Origin of the sequence: Leptospira soteropolitanensis (assembly GCF_026151655.1) — a bacterium.
Lineage (GTDB): Bacteria > Spirochaetota > Leptospiria > Leptospirales > Leptospiraceae > Leptospira_A > Leptospira_A soteropolitanensis.
Map to the genome: position 1 here is coordinate 117,626 of NZ_JAMQPN010000003.1, position 18,502 is coordinate 136,127.

18 protein-coding genes and 1 pseudogene are annotated in these 18,502 nt (G+C 39.2%); 10 read left to right on the forward strand and 9 right to left on the reverse strand.

Going from position 1 to position 18,502, the window contains the following annotated elements:
• Window positions 1-20: 20 nt before the first annotated feature.
• On the forward strand, window positions 21-542 hold the full coding sequence (locus ND811_RS09035) for a TetR/AcrR family transcriptional regulator (protein ID WP_265351691.1): 522 nt from the start codon (window positions 21-23) through the stop codon (window positions 540-542).
• A gap of 95 nt (window positions 543-637) precedes the next feature.
• On the opposite strand, the gene ND811_RS09040 is transcribed toward ND811_RS09035, so the two are convergent.
• The gene (locus ND811_RS09040) at window positions 638-1,660 is read right to left on the reverse strand and encodes a zinc-dependent alcohol dehydrogenase family protein (protein ID WP_265351690.1); all 1,023 of its coding nucleotides are present in this window, start codon (window positions 1,658-1,660) and stop codon (window positions 638-640) included.
• A 92-nt stretch (window positions 1,661-1,752) separates the two neighbouring features.
• Here ND811_RS09040 and ND811_RS09045 point away from each other — a divergent pair, with 92 nt between their 5' ends.
• The 3 genes from ND811_RS09045 to ND811_RS09055 are packed head-to-tail and all read left to right on the forward strand — an operon-like array spanning window position 1,753 to window position 4,506.
• Window positions 1,753-2,562: an SDR family NAD(P)-dependent oxidoreductase gene (locus ND811_RS09045; protein ID WP_265351689.1), complete on the forward strand. Its 810-nt coding sequence runs from the start codon at window positions 1,753-1,755 to the stop codon at window positions 2,560-2,562.
• Window positions 2,563-2,600: 38 nt separating this feature from the next.
• Window positions 2,601-3,422, forward strand: a complete 822-nt coding sequence (locus ND811_RS09050) for a DUF1295 domain-containing protein (RefSeq protein ID WP_265351688.1) — start codon at window positions 2,601-2,603, stop codon at window positions 3,420-3,422.
• Window positions 3,423-3,435: 13 nt separating this feature from the next.
• On the forward strand, window positions 3,436-4,506 hold the full coding sequence (locus ND811_RS09055; RefSeq protein WP_265351687.1) for an SAM-dependent methyltransferase: 1,071 nt from the start codon (window positions 3,436-3,438) through the stop codon (window positions 4,504-4,506).
• Here ND811_RS09055 and ND811_RS09060 read toward each other — a convergent pair.
• Window positions 4,485-6,077 (reverse strand): DEAD/DEAH box helicase, encoded by a 1,593-nt coding sequence (locus ND811_RS09060; protein WP_265351686.1) that lies wholly within the window; start codon window positions 6,075-6,077, stop codon window positions 4,485-4,487. The genes ND811_RS09055 and ND811_RS09060 overlap by 22 nt on opposite strands.
• Before the next feature lie 59 nt (window positions 6,078-6,136).
• A pseudogene (locus tag ND811_RS19615) lies at window positions 6,137-7,798 on the reverse strand (hybrid sensor histidine kinase/response regulator).
• A gap of 71 nt (window positions 7,799-7,869) precedes the next feature.
• Between ND811_RS19615 and msrB the strand changes: the two are divergent.
• Entirely contained in the window at window positions 7,870-8,415 is a 546-nt protein-coding gene (gene msrB, locus ND811_RS09075; RefSeq protein ID WP_265351683.1) for a peptide-methionine (R)-S-oxide reductase MsrB, read from the forward strand.
• 75 nt (window positions 8,416-8,490) lie between these two features.
• On the opposite strand, the gene ND811_RS09080 is transcribed toward msrB, so the two are convergent.
• From ND811_RS09080 to ND811_RS09095, 4 genes are all read right to left on the reverse strand, one after another.
• On the reverse strand, window positions 8,491-9,276 hold the full coding sequence (locus ND811_RS09080; RefSeq protein ID WP_265351682.1) for a hypothetical protein: 786 nt from the start codon (window positions 9,274-9,276) through the stop codon (window positions 8,491-8,493).
• Window positions 9,277-9,279: 3 nt separating this feature from the next.
• Window positions 9,280-9,486, reverse strand: coding sequence for a hypothetical protein (locus tag ND811_RS09085; protein ID WP_004787999.1), 207 nt, complete (start codon window positions 9,484-9,486; stop codon window positions 9,280-9,282).
• An 86-nt stretch (window positions 9,487-9,572) separates the two neighbouring features.
• Window positions 9,573-10,127, reverse strand: a complete 555-nt coding sequence (locus tag ND811_RS09090; protein WP_135743578.1) for a hypothetical protein — start codon at window positions 10,125-10,127, stop codon at window positions 9,573-9,575.
• Window positions 10,111-11,175 (reverse strand): KamA family radical SAM protein, encoded by a 1,065-nt coding sequence (locus ND811_RS09095; RefSeq protein ID WP_265351681.1) that lies wholly within the window; start codon window positions 11,173-11,175, stop codon window positions 10,111-10,113. Before ND811_RS09095 ends, ND811_RS09090 begins: the two co-directional genes overlap by 17 nt.
• A 68-nt stretch (window positions 11,176-11,243) precedes the next feature.
• Here ND811_RS09095 and efp point away from each other — a divergent pair, with 68 nt between their 5' ends.
• From efp to ND811_RS09120, 5 genes are read left to right on the forward strand one after another with little or no spacing between them, the layout of a single operon-like run.
• The gene (gene efp, locus ND811_RS09100; protein WP_100715848.1) at window positions 11,244-11,810 is read left to right on the forward strand and encodes an elongation factor P; all 567 of its coding nucleotides are present in this window, start codon (window positions 11,244-11,246) and stop codon (window positions 11,808-11,810) included.
• Window positions 11,811-11,812: 2 nt separating this feature from the next.
• Window positions 11,813-12,433 carry a methylthioribulose 1-phosphate dehydratase gene (mtnB, locus tag ND811_RS09105; RefSeq protein WP_265351680.1) on the forward strand — a complete coding sequence of 207 codons (621 nt, stop codon included), beginning with the start codon at window positions 11,813-11,815 and terminating at the stop codon, window positions 12,431-12,433.
• Entirely contained in the window at window positions 12,430-13,170 is a 741-nt protein-coding gene (locus ND811_RS09110) for an SDR family oxidoreductase (protein WP_265351679.1), read from the forward strand. Before mtnB ends, ND811_RS09110 begins: the two co-directional genes overlap by 4 nt.
• Before the next feature lie 5 nt (window positions 13,171-13,175).
• Window positions 13,176-13,913 carry an SDR family NAD(P)-dependent oxidoreductase gene (locus tag ND811_RS09115; protein ID WP_265351678.1) on the forward strand — a complete coding sequence of 246 codons (738 nt, stop codon included), beginning with the start codon at window positions 13,176-13,178 and terminating at the stop codon, window positions 13,911-13,913.
• Between the two features lie 3 nt (window positions 13,914-13,916).
• A complete protein-coding gene (locus ND811_RS09120) occupies window positions 13,917-15,740 on the forward strand; it encodes a hypothetical protein (RefSeq protein ID WP_265368910.1) in 1,824 nt (607 codons plus the stop codon).
• Window positions 15,741-15,742: 2 nt separating this feature from the next.
• Here ND811_RS09120 and ND811_RS09125 read toward each other — a convergent pair whose 3' ends face one another.
• Together ND811_RS09125 and ND811_RS09130 are read right to left on the reverse strand one after the other, a co-directional pair.
• On the reverse strand, window positions 15,743-16,702 hold the full coding sequence (locus tag ND811_RS09125) for a magnesium transporter CorA family protein (protein WP_265351676.1): 960 nt from the start codon (window positions 16,700-16,702) through the stop codon (window positions 15,743-15,745).
• On the reverse strand, window positions 16,703-18,481 hold the full coding sequence (locus tag ND811_RS09130) for a M61 family metallopeptidase (protein ID WP_265351675.1): 1,779 nt from the start codon (window positions 18,479-18,481) through the stop codon (window positions 16,703-16,705). It lies immediately after the preceding gene.
• Window positions 18,482-18,502 lie beyond the last annotated feature (21 nt).

An 18,502-nucleotide genomic window follows, 5' to 3' on the forward strand; every position in this document is an offset into this window, starting at 1 on the left:
AACCCTTTATCGTTTGTTCGGTGACGCGTGGTCTTTTAGATGCTGTAGCTGAATATGGTTTTATTGCAGCTTTTAATAAAAAGAAGGAACAAAAGCCAAGTCCTGATCCTGTGGAAGATCTTCGAAAAGCCTGGGATTCTCATATTACTTTTGGACTTGAAAACCCAGTACTTTACATCTTGATGTTTGGTGAACCCCGACCGGAATTATCACTACCCATCATCGAAAATTCAAAACTACTTCTTAAAGAACTTATCCACCGCATAGCAGTCGCAGGACAACTGAAAGTAACTGAAACACGAGCTGCCGAGTTGATCTATTCATTTAGCTCTGGAATTGTACTAAGCTTACTTGCAATGCCAGAAGAAATACGCGATATCACTCTTTCTTTTGATGCGCGTGAGGTATTAGTGGCTGCCATCACAAATCATACGCCTCCCCAGAAAGGGGCCGACATTGGGTCGGTTGCAATTACTATGCAGGCATTACTTCCGAGTTTTCCATCACTTTCGGAGGGAGAACGTCATTTGTTGAAAGAGTAATTGGATAGAATTGCAATCCAAAAGTAAATTGATCTAAGGCTATTAAAAAACGGATTTCTGTATGATTCTCGTTATCTTAATTTTCTTCTTATCCCTTATTCCCAACTTACAACCACTTTTCCAAAATGTTTTCCTGTTTGTAAATACGCCAATGCTTCGGGGACTTCCTCCCAACCGAACACTTTGTCCACAACGGGTTTCATTTTATTTTTTTCGATGGCTCGGTTCATTTTTTCAAAATCAGCACGGCTACCCACAATCACACCTTGGACTTTGACACCTTGCATGAGGATTGGGTACAGAGAAAGACTCGATTCCCCACCAGCAAGAACACCAATTAGAGCAATGGTTCCATAAGGTTTGACACTCATCATGGATTTTTGCATGGTACCTGCACCTCCCACTTCGATGATGAGATCGGCTCCTGCCATTTTTGTATGTTTGCGAACATCTCTTTCCCAATTGGATTTGGTTGCATAGTTAATGGTTTCATCAGCACCGAGAGATTTGGCACGAGCAAGTTTTTCGTCACTTGAGGAAGTGATGATGACTCTTGCTCCCATCATTTTTGCAAATTGAAGAGAAAATAAAGAAACTCCACCTGTTCCCAGGCAAAGCACATCAGACCCTGGTTCAATCCCTCCAAAATTCACAACAGCATTGTATGCAGTGAGGCCAGCACATCCTAAGGTAGCAGCTTCTTTGTCTGTTAAGTGACTTGGAGTTGCAACAAGTCCTTCTTCTTGGAATTTCCCATAATTCGCTAAACAGCCGTCATGTGGTCCACCGAGAGTGGAGCGAAGGTTGTCCATATTGGGAGCTCCATCCATCCACCTCTGCGCAAAGATCGGTAGTACTCGGTCTCCTTTTTTCCAAAGACTGACCTCAGATCCTACAGCCTCCACAACACCTGCTCCATCCGAACAGGGAATGAGTGGGAGTTTTTGTCTTGGATTGTAAGTTCCAATGACCATTAAATAATCACGATAGTTGAGTGAAGTCGCTGTTAGGCGAACAAGAACTTCTTTGGGAGCAAGTGATTCTGAAAGATCTCTTGTGGATTTTTTTAGATTTTCTAACCCGAACGATCCTTGGATTTCCCAAACTTGATTTAACATATTCCCTCTTGCCATTTAGAATCAAAATTCACTCGTCAGATCCTCCTGTCTCCCGATCCTTTGTCGAGTGGGAATCAGAAGAAAGGGGCGTTATGAAAAAAGATTTTTGGAACGATAGGGTGGTAGTGATCACTGGGGCAACGAGTGGAATTGGGAAAGCATTGTATGAAGAATTGGCTAAATTCCCCTGTGAACTGGTTCTTGTGGCAAGACGTGCTGCAGAAATCGCCGAACCCAAAAACAAACACAAGGACGTTCTCATTCACCGAGTGGCCTGTGACCTCTCTGATCCCACTTCTGTGTTGGATGCAATTGAGTGGATCCAAAAAAAAGTTTCTAAAGTAGATGTATTATTCAATAATGCGGGGATTACGGCTCATGGTCGTTTTGATTCCCTTTCGATGGACGTGTATCGGAAAACCTTTGCCACCAATTTTTTTGGTCCCATCCAATTCATCCGTGGTCTCCTTTCCCTGCTTCTATCTGCCAAAGGTAATATTGTGACTACTTCCACAGTCTCCGCTCTTTATGGGGTACCGGGACGGGCTGCATATTCGGCATCCAAGTCTGCACTACATGCGGCGCTTGAATCCCTTCGTATTGAAAACCTAGAGTCGGGACTTGGTGTTTCTCTGGTCTGTGTTCCCTATACGGATACGGCCCTTCGTACGTCAGGTCTTGATGCAAGTGGAGGGGTTTTATCGGAAGCTCCTGCTAAAGGAAAAAGAAAGAGTGCAAAAGAAGTGGCTCATGTTCTTATGTCTGTGGCCAAAGACAAAGAAGCAAGGCTTGTCACATTCAATCTATCTGGAAAATTCTTAGAATGGATGCGTTTTTTCTCTCCCAAATTTTTAGAAAAAATTCTTTATAAAAAACTTTATGAGGACTTCAAACCACACTGAACTCTGTCTAAACCAAGGTTAGGGAGAGGATCTATCCTTTGGAAAATTTGTTGAACTCATATTTAGCGGCCGTTATATTCACTTTTTTCTTTATGAGTCTCATGTGGCTTTGGGGGAAGTCGAGAGACAACTATGCCGTGATTGATGTAGGTTGGGGACTTGTCATCGCAGGGATTGCCAGTGTAATCGGTTTTTTCGGATCTGGAAATTTATATGCAAAGTTTGCTGTGCTTGTCCCCGTTTGGATTTGGGCTCTTAGGTTATCTGGTTTTCTTTACTGGACTCGTATTCGCACAAACCATCCAGAAGACAAAAGGTACGCTGGATTTCGAAAAGATTATGCTAACAAAGTGCACCAGAAAATGTTCACCAACGTTTTTATGTTACAAGGATTTCTTGCACTTCTTCTTTCGTTCCCTTTTTACTTTGCCGCACAGTGGAACTTATTCCCCAATTCTGGAATTATGGGACCTAACGGATATATAATGGTAATTCTTGGTTGGATTTTCTTTGTGATCGGAGTGATTGGGGAAGGAATTGCCGATAGAGATCTCCACGAGTTTGTAGCCGATCCAAAAAATAAGGGCAAAGTTTGTAATCTTGGTCTTTGGAAGTATACAAGACATCCCAATTATTTTTTTGAATGGGTGATTTGGGTGGGGATTGGGATCATTCCCATTTTTTCTGCTCCTTGGGCGCTACTTTCCCTCCTAACGCCAGTATTTATGTTTATATTGTTACGATTTGTATCCGGCGTCCCTTTTGCAGAAAAATATTCTCTTCTTTCCAAAGGTGAAGTTTTTCGCGAATACATGAGCACCACAAACGCATTTTTCCCTTGGTTTCCAAAACAAAAATAAAAAAGGATAAAACATGAATTTTACGGATTCTAGAGAGAAAGAAGAGGATGCTTCTTTCAGTATCAACTCACTGTTGGAAAAGGATATTTTTCCTGATTGGCTCATAAGGTTTCGCATCCGACAACTTTTGGCTTTGCGAATCAAACAAGAGAGAAAAGAAAATGTTACAGCACAGCTCCAACATAAAATAAATTATGTAAACGAGTTAAAAAAATCTCCTATTGCTGTACATACAGACGCAGCTAACGAACAACACTATGAAGTTCCTAGTGATTTTTTTACCTATGTGATGGGTCCAAGGATGAAGTACTCTTCCGGGTATTGGCCGACACTGGATACAAGTTTTGCAGAATCAGAAGAAGAAATGTTGCGAATCACTGTGGAGAGGGCCGAGATTAAAAACGGAATGCGTGTTCTCGATTTAGGTTGTGGTTGGGGGAGTATCTCTCTCTACATAGCTGAGAAATTTCCAAAATGTAAAGTTACTGGTGTTTCCAATTCAAGAACCCAAAAGGAATTTATCGACAAACGTGCTAAAGAGCGTGGATTAAAAAACCTAACCATCATCACAAAAGATATGAACGATTTTACGACCAAAGACAAGTTTGATCGAATTGTTTCTGTTGAGATGCTAGAACACATGAAAAACTACGAAAAACTTTTTGAGAAGTTATCTAAGTTTCTTGTGGCCGATGGAAAGTTTTTTGTCCATATTTTCACCCATAAAGAATTTGCTTATCCTTTTGAAGTCATAGATGAAACCGATTGGATGGCGAAATACTTTTTTACGGGTGGGCAGATGCCTTCGGATGATTTGTTTTTATACTTCCAAAAAGATTTTCTCATCGAAAATCATTGGGTAGTCAATGGAACTCATTATGCGCGAACGAGTGAAGCTTGGTATGATAATATGATCCAAAACAAGGATAAACTTTTGCCTATCCTTGCCAGTACTTACGGCGAAAAAGAAAAAACCAAATGGTTTGTATATTGGAAAGTTTTCTTTCTCGCCTGTGCTGAGTTATGGGGTTACCGAAACGGTGAAGAGTGGTTTGTGAGCCACTACTTGTTTCGAAAACGCTGAGTTTTTTTTCCAGCCGCTTTCACATACACTCCACCTTCTTTTTTAGAAGAGGGTGTGCTAACACGGCGGCTACTTTCTCCACTACGCTCTTTTCTTTCTCCGCGGTCACTGCGTTCGCCTCTTTCGCTGCGTTCACTATTCGACCTGCCACCACGGTATCCACCGCGCCCGCCTGAACCACCACCGTCATCGCGACGTCGTCTTCCACCAGATCCACCACCAGGAGGGGTTTCATTCCATTCTCCAGGTGTTTTTCCGATTTTTTCAGGGCCACTGATTTTGGTTTTATCAAGCATAGTCGAAAGTAGTTTCAATGAAAGTGATCTTTTATCGTCTAACTTCAAAAGTTTTTCTAATACTTCTTCTGCATCCGCATGAATTTCTGTTTCTACTACTTTGTTTAAAAAGTCTTCTTCTCTACGTGCCAGAACTTCCTTTTTAGTGGGAAGGGCAGCTATTGTAAGATTCATTCCAGAAGTTCCTTTCAAGCGGAGTAGAGCACGAGATTCCCTTGTGGTTACAAGAGTCACTGCCTTTCCCGATTTACCAGCGCGGCCAGTACGACCAATTCTATGCGTATAACTTTCGCTATCAAAAGGAAGGTGGTAGTTGATCACAAGAGATAAGTCTTTTACATCAAGACCACGTGCCGCAACGTCTGTTGCCACAAGAATTTTAACTCGGCCATCATGTAGGCTTTTTAGTACTTGTTCTCTTTGTTTTTGGTTTAAGTCTCCGTGGAGGGCTTCTACCGGATATCCTTTAAATCCAAGGGTTGCTTTTAAATCATCTGCTTCTTTTTTAGTTTTGGTGAAGATGATTGCCTTATATGGATTTTCATAATCCAAAATTCGGACAACAGCAATTTCACGTTCAGCTTCATCGATCACATAATACACTTGTTCGATGTTCTTGGAAGATTTTTCAGTAGGTGCAATCTTCACATGAGCTGGGTGTGTTTGGTATTTACTCGCCAATTTTTTAATTGGTTCGGGCATTGTCGCAGAAAATAATAATGTTTGGCGTTTGGTGGGAAGTAAGTTAAAGATGGATTCAATATCATCCATAAATCCCATATCAAGCATTTCATCTGCTTCGTCTAAAATCACCATTGATGGTTTGAAATTTTTAAGTTCCTTACCTTTTAATAGGTCAAGGAGTCTGCCAGGAGTTGCAACAGCAACTTGGGCACCTTTTGCCACTTGAGTGATTTGTTTAGAATAGGAACTTCCACCGTAAATTGTGGTGGTTTTAATTCCTAAATGTTTTCCCAGTTTGTACAATTCATCTGATACTTGCAAAGCAAGTTCCCGAGTGGGTGTGAGGACAAGCACTTGCATGCCTTCTTCCACATTGATTCGGTTCAAACAGGGGAGTCCGTAAGCTGCAGTTTTTCCGGTACCGGTCTGCGCTTGTGCGATTAAATCTTTTCCTTCCAATACGAGCGGAATCGCTTGTTTTTGGATAGGGCTTGGTGATTCGAAGCCTGCTTCAGTGATTCCTTGTAGTATTTCAGGACGTAATCCGAAGGATTGGAAGTCATTTCCAACTTCGGTGTCATTCTTAGTCATGGAAATAGGATACAATAAAAAAACGGCCTAAAAAAGAAAGGGAAAAATACTAGAATGTCCTAGGTTCTTTTTTCGGCAATTTCTCTGAGATGTTCGTAGAGTTCCTCTTTGAGATAGGGTTTGGGCATAAAATACTCAAATCCTGAGTTTAGGATTTGTTCTTTTTCCTCTGGCATACAGAGTCCAGTGCAAGCAAAAAGAATGGGACGATCCGGTTTTCCCGTAAAAAGCTTCGCAATTTCAGTACCGTGTTTTCCAGGCATTTCTATATCCAAAAAAGCAATGTCGTAAGCAGTATCGAGTAGTTCTCTCTCCGCCTCGATTCCATTACTTGTTTCTTTGATTTCAAAACCAAACGGCTTTAAATAACTTTTTAGTACTTTTCTGTTAAGATCGTTATCATCTGCAATGAGAACTTTTTGTTGTTTAGAAAAACTAGGCAGTTGGTTGGAATTGGAAATAATCTCTGGCATTAAGGATGGTGGCTTTTCTTCGAATTTCCAAAGAATAGGAATGCTCACTCTGAAAGTTGATCCTTCACCTAACTTGGATTCTACTTCCACACTTCCTTTCAACTCTTCCAGCGAAAGTTTGACAATGGAAAGTCCAAGACCAGAACCTGAAATTCCACAACCTTCAGGAACAAATTGATTGTATTTTTGAAACAGTTTGTCCTTTACCTCAGGAGAAATGCCCGGTCCTGTGTCTTTCACTTCAATCAACAAAATTCCCTGTTCCTTCGTTTTTGTTTCCAGAGATACGAAAAAAGAGATTTCTCCTTCGTTCGTAAATTTAACTGCGTTGGCAGTTAAGTTCCATAAGATCTTTTCTATCTTTCTTTTGTCTGAGTGAATATATACATTTTTATTCACTGAACTATGAAGTTTAAATTCCAAGTGTTTTCGTTTGGTTTCTGCTTTGAAAAAAGAATCTAAAATATGTAAACATTGATAGAGCTCAAACCATTCATGATTTGAGACACTTGCGTTCTCTTCTAATCGTGAGATTTCGATTGTGTCATTGACTAAATGTAAAATCACTTCGCCTGCATTTTTGATATGATCTACATATCCTAGAATTGTTGGATTCTATTCAGTTTCGCGGATCATTTCTGACATACCTAGGAGAGAGTTTAATGGATTCCGAATGTCGTGGCTAATGGCGGCTATAAAATCTCGTTTTGCAGCAGTGGCTCTTTCGGCAGTGATTTTTTCTATTTCTAAGCGTTCTGTGGCTTTTCGCATTTGTAATAAACGAATGGTTTGTTTTCCAAGAAGGCGAAGCATCTGAATTTGGTCTTCATTCAGTTCTCTTGGTTTGTTATCAATGACACATAATGTTCCCAAGTTAATTTGGTCACCTAAAGCCAAGGGAATCCCTGCATAAAATATTACATTGGGAGCTTCATTCACTAAGGGGTTATTTTTAAACCGAGGATCTACTTTTGCATTTGGCACTACAAAAAGTTCATCTCCCAAAATCGCATGGGAACAAAAGGCAAGAGATCTAGGTGTTTCTCGAGTATGCAAACCATGATGCGATTTGAACCATTGTCTTGTTTCATCGATTAGACTCACAAGCGAGATTGGAACATTACAAATCAGGGAAGCAAGTTTTGTGATTTCGTCAAACATCTCCTCTTCGGGACTGTCGAGAATTTCGAGCCCTTTTAAAGCCGAAAGTCGTGCTGTCTCATTTTCCGGTAAAGGGGCGATCATCATACTTAATTTAGACGAAATCATATTCGTATAAAGAAAAGCAAAAATTTTGAAATCCAACCGGTCTAAGTACCATGAAGCGAATTTTCCCTTTCACTTTGTTTTGTTTCTTTGTTCTACTCGGATTGATAGGAACCAACTTTTGTTCTGAATCCTCCTCCCATTCACCGAAAAAAATAGACAACCCTGAACTTCGAAAAAAACTCACTGATCTTCAATACCGTGTCACACAAGAAGGGGAGACAGAACCTGCTTTTCACAATGAATATTGGGACAATCATGAAGAAGGGATCTATGTTGATATTGTATCCAAAGAACCCCTCTTTAGTTCTAAAGATAAATTTGAGTCAGGTACGGGGTGGCCTAGTTTTACAAAACCACTTGTGAATGGCAATGTTCTTGAAGTAGATGATCATTCTTATGGGATGACAAGAACTGAAGTCCGATCCAAAAAAGCGAATTCTCACTTAGGTCATGTGTTTAATGATGGACCTGCACCAACAAACAAACGCTATTGTATGAATTCGGCAGCAATGGAATTTATCCCAAAATCCGAATTAAAAAAAAGAGGTTTTGAGTCATATCTTTCTCTGTTTGCAGAATCGGAAAAAAGAAAATAATCTGCTAACCTGAACAGTTAATGGTTCCGTTTGAAAAAATGAGATCTATTGTTATTTGCAACCTTTGAGAAAAATTTAAGCCCAAAGGTTCATCATAAACTCTTCATCGTTACGTAACGATATGAGTTTATATTTTGTTTCATGAATATCTTCTCGAGAAACTTCTCGTTTCCAACGAATATCTACCTTTAGTTTACGAACTCTAGTTTGTAATTCTAAAAGTTCCCAAACGGAGTCCTCCATTTCCTTTCGATAAAGATTGCTAAAAAGAGGTGCTACTTGGTCGGGAGTATCCATTTTCAAAAGTTCAATATGAGTTAGGTCATGGATATTTTGTAAGGCCCAAATATGAAGTGTGAGGGTCGTGATCCTTTCGAGTTGGGAAATTTCGTCTTTAGTATTTCTTGTGACTTGTTGTTTAAAAAAACGAATTCTTTTTTCCAAATAGGCAATGAGATCAGATTTAGGAATTTCTCTGCCTTTCCATTTTTCCCACTCGGCTTTTAGATCTTCATAAAGGCCTTCGCCGTAGAACACGGATGAGGCTTCCATCAGTTGTAAGCTCCCTGGTTCCGAAATTTTGATTCGATGACGAAGAGAATCAGCATCTCCTGCAATCATATTCACTGGAGCCACATCTTCTAATTTCTGTAAGGCGCGGGAGATGGAATCAATGAATTGAGATTTCATCTGGTCTGTCGAATGAGCCACCAAATAAAAATTGAGATCAGATTCTGGGTGAAAATCCCCACGTTCGCGGGAACCATAAAAAAGGATTTGGTAAGGTTTGGTCGAAGGGATGAGTTCTAATTCATCCAAAACTTGTGCATAGAGGTTAGGGTTTAGTGCTTCAAATTCCATTGTTCATTCAAAGTATAATTTCATTCGAGAAAGATTCTCTAAAATGGCTTTGAAGGCGCGGTCGCGTTCTTCTTTGCCGGGAAAAGGAAGGGATTTTACATTATTGAGATCTTGGTAAATGATTTCAATCGAAGGTTGGTTCGGATTTTTTTTGATAGAGGCAACGTAATCCAAATTAATAACTTCCGATTCACCGAGTTTTAGCCACATAGAAATTCTCCTCAAAGCCTAAGGGTTCCATTCTATTTGCCTAATCTTTTTTTCTAAAAAATGAGGCTTTGTTGGGATTCTCGTGCCTAGTACAATTCCAGAGATTGGAGGACCATTTGGTGGAGGTCCTTGGCCAGTTCTTTGGGATCTGTGGTTTGGGAAGTAATGGTCTCAAAAACGAGTAAAAATCCGTTATGGATTCCTTCCCAACGAGCATAAAGTTGCGAGTCCCTGTAGGGAAAAACAAGGACACTGCATTTTTTGGATCCCCAAACAAAATAGGATACGTCTGGGTTTTTGTTTTCCTCTTTATAAAAATAAGGGAATTGGGACTGGTTTTCGCGGTCCGTGGAAGATAAACGTAACCAAAGGATGTTTTGTCCTTCCCCCAAACGAATTTCATAACTATTCCCTGTCCCAAAAATGGATCCAGATTTTAGGAGTTCAAAATTTTCTTTTGCCACCCAGACTGCGTGGTAGGTTAGGCGTAGCTCTTTGGTTAGGTGAGAATTTTTTGTTTCTACCTTGTGACTAGGAAGGGTAGTATCTTTGTTTTTTTCTTTCGGTGGTTCCTGTAGAGTTTGGCAGGCGTTGCTTATAATGAAAGAAAGTATAAAAATGATTTTAATGTCCCACTTCATATTCATCTCCTAAATAGTTTTGAAACAGATATCCACTTGGTGTTTTCTTTTGTAAATAGTTAGGAGAGAGAAGCACTTTTCCCCCACCACCAGTAAGATCTTTTACATAATTGGGAATTGTGATTCCAGAATGATAACCACGAAGTTTTCGATAGATTTCAATTCCTCTTTCAATAGGTACCACAAAGTCTGAACTTCCAAATACTTCATCACATTGGTGGAGGTAATAAGGTTTAATTCCTATACTGATTAGTTTGTAGTTGAGTTCTGACAAAATTTTTTCATCGTCATTGATTCCTGATAATAAAACAGATTGGTTAAAAATAGATACAAAACCTGTTTTTATCATTCGCATAACATACATTTTAGTTTCTTCCGAAATTTCATTCGGATGGTTAAAATGAGTGACCATATACAAAGGAAAATGTTTGGCAAAAACTTCGTTTAAAGATTCTGTCAGTCGCATGGGCATAGTGACTGGGTGGCGGGTGTGAATCCTTACTTGGTTGATATGAGGGATGGACTTTAATTCCCCCAAAAGATAATCAAGGGAAGAATCGGATAAAGTAAGTGGATCTCCACCGGACAGGATGACCTCTCTTACTTCCGTATGAGTTTTAAAGTAGGAAAGGGCTTTCTCCCATTCGCCTCGATTGGGAGTTTCTTCCGGATCTGAGACCTTTCGTTTCCGGGTGCAAAATCGGCAATACACAGCACAGACATGAGAAATGTACCAAATCGCACGGTCTGGGTAACGATGGGTCACTCCTTTCACCGGCATATAACGTTCTTCTGCTAGGGGATCTTCTACTTCGTTTGGTTTTTTTCTAAGCTCTCCCGCTCGGGGGATGATTTGTTTTCGAATGGGACAGTTGGGATTTTTTTTGTCGATTCGTTCCAAATAATAGGGAGTGACTGCAAAACTAAATTCCGAAAGTGCGGGGGCAAAACTTTCCCTCTCTTCTTCTGTTAGAGTCAGTTTTTCTTCCAAATCGCCAAGGGTAGTGATTCGGTTTTGTAATTGCCATTTCCAATCCGACCAGGTCATCGCTTATGACCATACTTCGGTTGACACAGGGCCAAGTCCCTCGGATTTTGTTTACGAGTAACGAAATTATGAACTTAGGCATTACAGAAGTAAAAAAAGGAATGATCCTCAAGATCGAGAATGAGCTTTATTCCGTCGTCAAAACCGAGTTTGTGAATCCTGGAAAGGGTTCTGCATTCATCCGTACCAAACTAAAAAATATTGTCCGTGATTCTTCAATTGAAAGAACTTTCAAAGCAGCAGAAAAATTGGAAAGTGTGGATTTAGAGCGCCGTAAAATGCAGTACTGTTATGCAGACGGTGACCAAATCATTTTTATGGATGTCAACGATTACGAACAAATCCCGGTTTCCAAAGATTATGTGGAAGACATCCTTCCTTTTATGAAAGAAGAAACTCCGGTAGAAGTATCATTTTATAATGACAAACCAATCGGTGTAACACCACCTAACTTTGCAATCTTAGAAGTGACTTATGCAGAAGACGGCCTCAAAGGGGATACTACTGGTCTTGCACTCAAACGAGTGACTGTAGAAACTGGTGGAGAAGTACAAGTTCCTATCTTTATCAAACAAGGGGACACAGTCAAAATTGACCTCCGAGATTTGAGCTACGTGGAGCGCGTGAACAAATAGATTTGGATCCTCACCCTTCTTTAAAGGAACTGACCAAACTTTCCCATACCTATTATGAAAGGCAGTGGATGTATGCCACTGCTGGAAATCTCTCCGCTCGCGACGGAGATACGTTTTGGATCACAGCTTCCGGAAAACATAAGGGAGAACTTACAGATAAAGACTTTGTTTGTGTTTCGGTAAACGATGGTTCTTTGGTTTCTGCAGGTGAGGGATTGAAACCCTCAGCGGAAACTAGCATCCATCAGGTGGTATACTCAAAAAATCCTGACGCAGGTTCTGCTTTGCATGTTCATACTTTAGATTCCAACCTTTTAGAATTTGGAATTGGCAAAGAGGAGGGATTCCGAGACATATCTCTCCCTCCAATCGAAATCATCAAAGCCTTTGGGATTTGGGATGAAAAACCAAACTTAAAATTCCCCGTTTTTTATAACCACACTCATGTTCCAACCATTGCTTCAGAAATCAAACGTTACATGGAAACTATTGGTAAACCGCAAGTTCCTTTTCTTCTCATTGAAGGTCACGGTCCCACGGTATGGGGAAAAACTGTGGCCGAAGCAAATAAACATTTAGAAGCAGTGCATTTCTTATTACAAGTGATGGCTAGACGGATATGAAAGAGGGAGCCCATGTATATATTTTTGGAATTGGTTCCGGAATTGGACAAGGGCTCTACCAACGTTTTTTAGAAGACAAATCTGTATCTCTCTTCGGATTTTCTAGAAGTGGTTCCCAAACACTGGGGTCCTTCCCAAAAGAAGAAAAGGGATCCTTTGTTTTCGATGCCAAAAACCCAAACGATTTGGAAACATTTCGAAAATCACTTCCTTCTAAATATGGGTCCCTTTCAGATCCGAGTGTTTCCACTCCATCTGTGAATCCTGTGGACTTACTCGTTTACTATGCTTTGGGTGATGGCGTTTTTGGGCCGATCTCTGGTTTAGAGGAATCCGATTTAAAATCTCATTTTGATCTGAATGTCCATGCTCTCATTTTGATTGCGAAAGCATTTGGACCATATTTACCCTTTTTTCGTAGTTCAACTTTTGTTTTTTTAGGATCCACTGCTGGAAAACAAGGATTTCCAGAATCTGTGGCATATTGTGCCTCAAAACATGCTGTTTTGGGTGTGGCTCGGGCCCTTCGTGAGGAGTGGAAACCAATCGGAACCAAGGTAATTCATGTAAGTCTCGGTGCGGTGGCCACGGAAATCTGGGACACAAGACCCCAGTTTGACAAGAATGATATGGTTTCTATTTCGGACATTTCCGAGTATTTGTGGAGTATTTCCCACTTGCCTAAATCTATCTTTGTAGATGACTTATCCATTACCCCAAGAAAAGGAATTTTGTAGGTCCGATGGAAATCAAGGAATCGATTGTTCTCGTGACAGGCGGCAGTGGCGGGATTGGCAGGGAAATTGTCAGAACACTCGTCCTTGCGGGTTTTTCTGTTTGGAATCTAGACAAAGTACGGCCCAGTTCTCCTATCCTCCAAGAGACCTATAGAGAGCTGGATCTATCGGAAACACCATTCGTTGTAGAAAGAGGTATTTCCAAAATCATCCAGGAAAGTTCAGAAGTTGGCGATCTTTATGGATTGGTTCATAATGCAGGATTTGGTGGCCCCTATCATCCCATTACTGAGGTTTCTATCGAAGAATGGGAATCTATTTTCAGAATTAACTTAAACAGTTTGTTCCTACTTTCTAAGTTGTTACTTCCTATTTTCAAAAGTCAAAGTTTTGGACGGATCGTGGCAATTGCATCCTCTTTGTCTATTGTAGGTTCAGCCAATTCTGTAGCTTATTCCGCTTCCAAACATGGGTTAGTTGGTTTTATTCGTTCGATCGCCGATGAATGGGGAAAGTTTGGTATCACCGCCAATGCAGTGAGTCCAGGATTCGTAGATACCAGCATGGGAATCCAAGAAGACCAGATTACCGATCATAAGTCTAAAATTATTGAAAAGACACCGGTGAGGAGAATTGCGGAACCTTCCGAAATAGCACGTGTGGTTAATTTCCTACTTCAAAAAGAATCTGGGTATATTTCTGGATCGAATTGGACAGTCGATGGTGGACTTACAGCCATTTAATCTATGAGAATATCCGTTCCGCACGATCATTTTTTGCAATTAACAACAAAAGAAACCTTAGGAAGGTCTTCAGGGATTATCTTACAAAAAGAAGCCTTGTCTATCATGAAGACAGTGGAAGTGCAAAGTTCTCGTGAAAACATTGAAGCAGGTCATTTGTTTCGCCCAACTGATCCCAATTTTGAAAAACTGAAAATGGATCGTGAAACAGCATTGGATGCTATGTGGCAACTTATTGACTATGGTTTAACCACACAACTCTTTGAAATTAAGTTTGATGCAGATCTTGGTGAATTGCGATTAGTGACTTTTCTCGTAGGGCTTCCTGGTGGAATGCCTCTAGAGGAGCCATATAAATTACTGATAGCAAGATCGACAGATCACCTATTTCAATATATTCAAGCTAAAAGAATTTTAACAGAGGATACTTGGCGTATTGTTCTGAACAAATTAGCAGATATTGATTATAAAGAGGAAAGTGGTTCTGGTGATGAATTAGATCGTTTATTAGACCCGAAGCAATTCCCCTTACAACCGTCAGCTGAGATGTTGAAACGTTCGAGAGGACTCATTGTTGATGAATTTGATGCCGATCCTCGAACCATTGTTTTGCCTCATGTTGGATTTTACTTTGTGCCGGAAATAGAAGCAGCAAATTTTTTACAAATTGCCAATGAGTATTTGGTGACCAAAGTAGAGCCCTTGGCGAAGGCTTTTGATACAGAAATTCGATTGGCTTTCGATAGAATTCATTCAACTACTCCAGTAGCCAGTATAAACTCCGAACCGAATGAAATAGATCTGATCCGTTCAAAAATTGATACATTGTATGAATTTAAGGAGATACTCAAAGAAAATGGATTTTATCCTTTAGTCCATAATCTACGAAAGGTGGCTGAATTGGCTGCCAAGTATGCAGAAGTAGAAAAAAAACGAGAAGTAGATAGGCTTTTAAAAGTTTATATGAAGATGTTGGATAGCCAATTTGATTTCGATTCCAGGTTACTTCGCATTAACTTGGAAAAGGATAACGAACATGATACAATCATTGTAGATCTACTCCGAAAAAATCCAAAAGTCCTTTCTGCCGAATGGTTTGATCAGGATGCAAAAATTGCAGTCTTTGTAAATAATAATCAGAATAACATCAAAGACATTAATCAACTTATCTTTCAAAATTATAGGTTTACTACAGAACACATTTTATATCTGAAAGCAATCATCGAATTAAACGAAAAGGAATTAAAACCTTTATTTAAGGATGATGAGTTTGTTAAGACCTATGGTAAAAATTTACAATCAGTATATTTTAAATATATTCCTTGGTTTTACAAACTCTTCTATTTTTTGGGTGTGACACCAATTGTGAATTCTGGTTATGCAAAAGCAAAATCAATTCTAACTTATGCACAAATGGATCGCCAATTCTTGTATCAAAAACGACGCGAGAATTATTATAAGAAGAAACTAAGGGAAAGGGAAGATCGTTTAGAAAAAGAGAAAAAACAACAGCTAAAACGGGCTTTGGTTTCTGCTCTGAGTGATGCCTATTTTCAGAAGAATTGTTTGCCTTCCGTGGATTGGCTCGGTTCTAACTATCCTGCTTTTTCTGCTGAGACCTTAGAGAAAATGATTCCTGATTTCGCTTTTGTTTCCACAACAGGAAAAACAGTAAAACCAAATTCCATTATTTTGTTTCCGAATTCTCCCGAATTCGATTCGCTTAACAAACGTTTGAAGGAGTTGTTTAATCAGTGGACGAGAGGAGAAATTGATCCTCCAGTAGAAGATCCTGAATTATTAGTTCAAATTCGTGGGTTGATATAAAATCAATACCAACGTTTGATCCTAAAATAGATTAACATTAGGATCCCTAAAAACCCCATAGCACCAAGTGCAGTAATAAAACCATACTCCCACTCGAGAGTGGGGATATGGCGAAAGTTCATTCCGTAAATTCCTGCTACTAGTGACATGGGTAACATGATGGCAGTCATAATCGTGAGAATTTTCATGATCTCGTTAGTTTTACGAGTGGAAATGGCAATGTGAGCTTCTAGAGCTGAGGATATAGATTCTATATTGCTATCCACTAGTTCCAAAATGCGTAGGGAATGGTCACGTACGTCTCGAAAGAATGCATCGGCCTCATCGCTAAAAAAACTGTTTTTGATTTTTTCTAAGTCTTCTAATACTTCTTTATTTTGTAACATTCCTTTTTTGATAGAAAGAAGACTGGCTCTCAAACTATAAACGTTACTGATGTCTAAAGATTTTGCATTTCCAAAAATTTGTTCTTCAAAATGTTCAATTCTTTCTTCAATTTTTTGAGTGATTGCCAATGTATGATCTGTTTCAATATCCAAAATTTTATGGACTATAAATTCATAACCGCGTGCAAGAATTTTATTATTAACCTTCCACTGGTCTATGATATCGCCTATGCTATCTCGATAATCGAGTGTCAAAGAAATGATTTGGTTTGGTGTTAATATAAAGTTAAAGTTTTTTTGAGTGAGTTGGTTTCTTTCAAAATGAAAACCACGGAATACAAAAAAAATATAATTGGGAAAAATTTCTAATTTGATTCGACTATTGGGATTTAGAATGTCTTCAATTGTTAATTGGTGGATATCATGTTTTTGGAAAAGAAACATGAGTTTTTCTTCATTCTCTGCTGTGATATGAATCCAATGTTTCGGGTGTCTATGGGAAACGGGGAGCGGCCTATCGAGGAGGACCTCGTCTTTACTTGAGGGAGTTAAAATATAATTAAATAAACCTGGCATTTACACTACATTCCTTAAAAAAAATTCTCTGAGCTCTTTTTTGTCTTCTGTACAGTCTTCTGCGATGACAAACTTTTTTGTTTTGTAATACTCTGACGCAGTAATCATTGTTTCTTTGATTTTCCCTGACCTTGAAAGGATAAGATGAAACTTCTCACCGGGGCCTAGGTTTTTTTCCAGTTTTTGTAAGGTGTTCGGAGTAGCTCTTTTTCCATTGATGGCGAGGATTTCGTCATCTAACATCAAATCGAATGATTCTAAATTTGATTTGTGAAGTAGTTTTTGAATATAGAGGTTTCCATTTTTTTCTTTTGTTTTGAAACCAGTCTCTCCCACCATATCTGTTTGGATTCTTTGAATTCCAATGATATCTAAATAATGGTCCACAGGAATTGGTTTTGGGGACTCTAAATATTCATTAAATTCTGTTTTGAGATCCACTCCAGTGACATCTCTGACAGTATCAAAAAATTCCTGTTTGGTGAATCCTCTTTTCTTTGTTTTAACAAAAACTTCGTTTAGTTTATGGAAGACGTGGCGAATGGTTTTCCTTTCTTTGGACTCTTTTAACAAAAACAAATTCATACATAATGCAATAACACCACCTTTTGTATAATAAGAAACGGTTATGTTATGGCTATTCCCATTTCGCTTATAATACTTTGTCCAAGCTGTAAAAGAGGATTCTTCTAAACTCATCCAAAAGTCTGCGTCATTGTCTTCCAGTGCGAATATATCGGATTGGAGTTTGGATAGGTATTCTTCTTTTGATAAAAAACCGGAATGATACAGAAAATAGGCATCGTAAAAACTAGTAAATCCTTCCGCTATCCATAACTCTCTTGTTAGGTTGGGTTTTTGATAATCAAAGGGACCTAGTGCTATCGGACGGATTCGTTTAATATTCCAAAGGTGAAAATATTCGTGAGATAAAAGTTCGAGTAACTTTTTATACTCCTCTTCATCGGAAATGAGTTCTGGGTTAAAATAATTAATGCTTGATGCTCTATGTTCTAAACCACCATAAGCCGGTAAACTTAAGTTAAGAACAAATAAATAGTATGGATTTGGGCTTTCCATCATCCATTCAATTTGTGTTTCGGTAATTATTTTTAAGTCATGGGCTAACTTCGTTTTAAAATCGAAGTTTATCTCACCTTCGATGAGTAATTCATGTTTGGTGGTTCCTGCGGTAAAAAATAAAGAATTTTGTTTGCTTAAGTGAAAAGGGGAATCGAATAATTCGTCAAAATTCTCTGCATAGAAGAGATGAGAATCGTTTTGGCTGCGAGTTAAGCTGGAATAAACATAAGGGAAATGGTTAGAAACATGAAATTGAACACTAGAGGGTTGCTCCAGTTTCCCTTCGGGATACAAAAAAAGTGCAGGTGGGTTAATAAATCCAAAATCAGTTTCGAGGTAATTTGTCCTGACGGTAAAGTCTTCAAATGCATAGATAATGTAAGAAATTTCAATTTCACCTGGTAGGTTTTTGAGTTTCCAACGGTGTAAATCTACCATTTCCCAAGAAACGGGTTCGTTTGTTTTAGAGTTTTTGACTTCGAATTTATGTAAGTGGGTGCCGTAGTCTCGGATCATATAAGATCCAGGAGTCCAACAAGGCAAACAGAAGGTCATTTCCGATTCTACTGTTTTTACGTGGAGCTTTACTTGGAAGTAGTGTTTGAAGAGATCAAAAATGGAAACTTCAAAATCCAGTTGGAGCGGGTTAGACTGGTTCAGGTTCTCTAAGGTTTTTTCCTCTTGTTCTTTTGCCATACTTACACTATCTTCTTTTAT

Excerpts from the sequence above, each read along its gene's own strand:
- ND811_RS09040 (WP_265351690.1), bottom strand. The coding sequence starts at position 1,660 with ATGTTAAATCAAGTTTGGGAAATCCAAGGATCGTTCGGGTTAGAAAAT.
- ND811_RS09045 (WP_265351689.1), top strand. The coding sequence starts at position 1,753 with ATGAAAAAAGATTTTTGGAACGATAGGGTGGTAGTGATCACTGGGGCA.
- ND811_RS09055 (WP_265351687.1), top strand. The coding sequence starts at position 3,436 with ATGAATTTTACGGATTCTAGAGAGAAAGAAGAGGATGCTTCTTTCAGT.
- ND811_RS09060 (WP_265351686.1), bottom strand. The coding sequence starts at position 6,077 with ATGACTAAGAATGACACCGAAGTTGGAAATGACTTCCAATCCTTCGGA.
- msrB (WP_265351683.1), top strand. The coding sequence starts at position 7,870 with ATGAAGCGAATTTTCCCTTTCACTTTGTTTTGTTTCTTTGTTCTACTC.
- ND811_RS09080 (WP_265351682.1), bottom strand. The coding sequence starts at position 9,276 with ATGGAATTTGAAGCACTAAACCCTAACCTCTATGCACAAGTTTTGGAT.
- ND811_RS09085 (WP_004787999.1), bottom strand. The coding sequence starts at position 9,486 with ATGTGGCTAAAACTCGGTGAATCGGAAGTTATTAATTTGGATTACGTT.
- ND811_RS09090 (WP_135743578.1), bottom strand. The coding sequence starts at position 10,127 with ATGAAGTGGGACATTAAAATCATTTTTATACTTTCTTTCATTATAAGC.
- ND811_RS09095 (WP_265351681.1), bottom strand. The coding sequence starts at position 11,175 with ATGACCTGGTCGGATTGGAAATGGCAATTACAAAACCGAATCACTACC.
- efp (WP_100715848.1), top strand. The coding sequence starts at position 11,244 with ATGAACTTAGGCATTACAGAAGTAAAAAAAGGAATGATCCTCAAGATC.
- ND811_RS09110 (WP_265351679.1), top strand. The coding sequence starts at position 12,430 with ATGAAAGAGGGAGCCCATGTATATATTTTTGGAATTGGTTCCGGAATT.
- ND811_RS09115 (WP_265351678.1), top strand. The coding sequence starts at position 13,176 with ATGGAAATCAAGGAATCGATTGTTCTCGTGACAGGCGGCAGTGGCGGG.
- ND811_RS09120 (WP_265368910.1), top strand. The coding sequence starts at position 13,917 with ATGAGAATATCCGTTCCGCACGATCATTTTTTGCAATTAACAACAAAA.
- ND811_RS09125 (WP_265351676.1), bottom strand. The coding sequence starts at position 16,702 with ATGCCAGGTTTATTTAATTATATTTTAACTCCCTCAAGTAAAGACGAG.
- ND811_RS09130 (WP_265351675.1), bottom strand. The coding sequence starts at position 18,481 with ATGGCAAAAGAACAAGAGGAAAAAACCTTAGAGAACCTGAACCAGTCT.